Origin of the sequence: Sphaerochaeta sp. S2, from assembly GCF_016406725.1 — a bacterium.
Lineage (GTDB): Bacteria > Spirochaetota > Spirochaetia > Sphaerochaetales > Sphaerochaetaceae > Sphaerochaeta.
Map to the genome: position 1 here is coordinate 1 of NZ_JAEKNT010000306.1, position 2,756 is coordinate 2,756.

Annotated in this window: 3 protein-coding genes; 2 read left to right on the plus strand and 1 reads right to left on the minus strand. The window is 49.6% G+C overall.

Translation table 11 applies throughout. From position 1 onward, the window contains the following. The first annotated feature begins 16 nt into the window (after window positions 1–16). Together JF818_RS09040 and JF818_RS09045 are read left to right on the plus strand one after the other, a co-directional pair. Complete coding sequence (locus JF818_RS09040) at window positions 17–445, plus strand: transposase zinc-binding domain-containing protein (RefSeq protein WP_198891689.1); 429 nt, start codon at window positions 17–19, stop codon at window positions 443–445. 53 nt (window positions 446–498) lie between these two features. Then, entirely contained in the window at window positions 499–1,140 is a 642-nt protein-coding gene (locus JF818_RS09045) for a transposase (protein ID WP_233066963.1), read from the plus strand. Window positions 1,141–1,517: 377 nt separating this feature from the next. On the opposite strand, the gene JF818_RS09050 is transcribed toward JF818_RS09045, so the two are convergent. Then, complete coding sequence (locus JF818_RS09050; protein WP_198891691.1) at window positions 1,518–2,579, minus strand: hypothetical protein; 1,062 nt, start codon at window positions 2,577–2,579, stop codon at window positions 1,518–1,520. Window positions 2,580–2,756 lie beyond the last annotated feature (177 nt).

The window sequence follows — 2,756 nt, forward strand, 5'->3', positions numbered from 1 at the left end:
CAGTACGCAGCGCGCCATGTTGACACGCCCACACTTTGAGGTACAGGACATCCTCGCCCATTCGTTCGATGGCTTCAGGCTCAACAATCAACTCGACAAGGACCAGTACAAGGCGGCCAACGACATCCTACGCTGCAGGACAGCGGTCTTGGGTGGTCATAGCGACTCTTGTGCCTGCGGATATACGCGCATCAGCTACAACAGCTGCCGCAACCGCAGCTGTCCCAAGTGCGGCTCCCTCAAAAGGGAGGCATGGATCGAGGGAAGGCTCTGCAACATACTGGATGTGAGGCATTTCCATGCGGTCTTCACCGTTCCCTCGGCTTTCAACGCGTTGGCCTTGGCCAACAAGGATGTGTTCTACAACTTGCTTTTCAAGGTCAGCACGGAGACGGTGAAAGCCCTTGCTGCCGACAAGAGCATCTTGGGGCGTTGCCGGGGATGACAGCGGTGTTGCACACCTGGGGCAAGAACCTTGCGTTCCACCCCCACATCCACATGATTGTCACCGGAGGCGGGTATTCGGATATGGGATGGAGGCAAGGCAGCAAGAAGTTCTTCCTGCCGGTAAGGGCCATGTCCAGGAAGTTCAGGGGGCTGTTCGTGTCATTGTTGCGCAAGGCTTACCTAACGGGTGGCATCGCCTTCGCCGAGGATGAGTTCGACACCCTTCTGGATACGGTCATGGGCCAGGAGTGGGTTGTCTACTGCAAGAATCCCTTCAAGGGGTCCGAAGGGGTGTACCGGTATCTGGGAAACTACACCCACAGGACTGCCATCACCAACAGCAGGCTTGTCGAGGTGACGGCTGAAAGGACAACCTTCACCTACAAGGACTACAAGGACAAGGGCAGGCAGAAGATACTGGTACTGGACAACGGGGAGTTCATCAGGAGGTTCCTCCTGCATGTGCCTCCCTGCGGCTTCACGAGAATACGCCACTATGGGATCTATGCCTCGGCGAACAAGAAGACCAAGCTTGCAATGTGCATGGTGATGACAAAAACCAAGAAGCGGGTTCCCGAAAAGGAGACCATGGAGGAAACCGTGTTGAGGCTCTACAAGGTCAACCTGTCGGTCTGCCCTGAATGTGGGGGACTGCTCTCAAGCAGCTTCTTGCCACCGGCTCTCCCTCCCTAAACACAACTACATCTTATGGCTTGTATTCTAGCCCCTCTTCACTGCCTGGGGGTAAGGGGGTCTGTTGCCAAAAAGGCTCCCCCCATGGTAGAACAGTCTGGTCAGCCGGTTCTCCGGCACCTCAGTCCCACCTTACCGTTTATTTTCAGGAAGATGGGAGCTTTGTTTTCCCCATAGCAGCTAGGATTCGTTCAATGGCATTATTTCAAAAATTCTGAAACAAGGCCCAAACCCGCACGTGTGGATTTGTGCCTCACGTCTGTGTCTCTAACGAATTTTGTAAATGAATGCTAAGAATTATGGAAGATGTGACTCACTACTTTGCTAAGAAGCATTGCAGCACCATAAAGGGCAATGGGTAGTCTCTGTTGTACAGGTTACACGCTATCCTTGGGGGTGAGCGTCACTGTTATGGTATCGCGGTATGTTCCCTCCAGCAAATTATCAACATCACTTTTCTTGATTTGGGTTACTTTGATTGGTTCGGTGAATACCCCATTGGAAAGGCCGTCCCAGTCCACAGAATCTCCTGAATCAATGGTAGACCCGTTGAAGAAGAGCTTATACGCAATGGTCTGGGAAACCGACGCATTCTCATGTCTCATCATGAAGGTATCTGTGTTGGTCTGGTTGGTGAAGGTAAGTCGTACTCCACAAGGCTTGGTGGTGTCCGCATTGCTTATTGTTACTTGAGCGGTAGCAATGTATGCCTTTTTTTTGCCAATGGCTTTGGATATATCAAACTCCTCTTCATTATTGAGAATGACAAAGCTACTGTGAAACTCGGGATCCCCGTAGGGAACACCCTCATCAGGAGTTTCTTCTCCAGATCCCAGATAGTGTTGCGCCGGAATCGGCTGGTTGCTTTCATCCACGACAGGTTCCCATTCAGCATTCCAGAAGTCCTCATCACCGGTCGAGAATGAGACAGAGAAAGTGCCTACGGTTCCTGACGTATGGGTGTACTCTTCATTTTCAATGAATACGCTGGCTGGATTGTAGGAGATCAAGTAGAAATCGATAGTAATATCTCCTGTCATCGAAGTGTCGGTTGGGTTGATTGGATTTTTATAGCCTTGGTTAAGGTTTGAATTATACAATTGTGATTCGAATTTAAGGATTGCCACAGCGTGGAAACCTAGTTCGGTCGAACTTTGGGGATTCCACCATGTCCGTCCACTGAATAAAAACTCATTCGAGATATTGGAGAGGAGGGCAAGGTTATTGATTGTTTCCCCACCGGTATTGATGGTATATCGTCCCATGTGCATGGCCATGAGATCCTGATAGTGGTTGGTCCCAATACCCTCATACTTGTCAAGGTAGATTGAGTTATAGCTTTGCAGATGCAGAGGGTAGGTAGTATAGGTAGCTGTAACTCCGGCGGCAAGCAATGAAGGGAGAATGAGCAAGAGTGTAAGCAACATACTTTTCTTCATGGAAAAAGATTTTAGCAACATATAGGCTTAAATTCAATAGAGGCTCTTGCAAAATGAGGATTCATTGAGAATTTGAATCCATCCGACGACACTAATACCATTGATTAAGAGGAGCGAACCGTCCAATCAAGGGCTTCAAACGAGTAAATACGCTAGGTCGGTTGGTAAAAGAGTGCA

Bases quoted from the DNA above. Each gene is read 5' to 3' on its own strand.
- JF818_RS09040 (WP_198891689.1), top strand. From the start codon at position 17: ATGTTGACACGCCCACACTTTGAGGTACAGGACATCCTCGCCCATTCG.
- JF818_RS09045 (WP_233066963.1), top strand. From the start codon at position 499: ATGATTGTCACCGGAGGCGGGTATTCGGATATGGGATGGAGGCAAGGC.
- JF818_RS09050 (WP_198891691.1), bottom strand. From the start codon at position 2,579: ATGAAGAAAAGTATGTTGCTTACACTCTTGCTCATTCTCCCTTCATTG.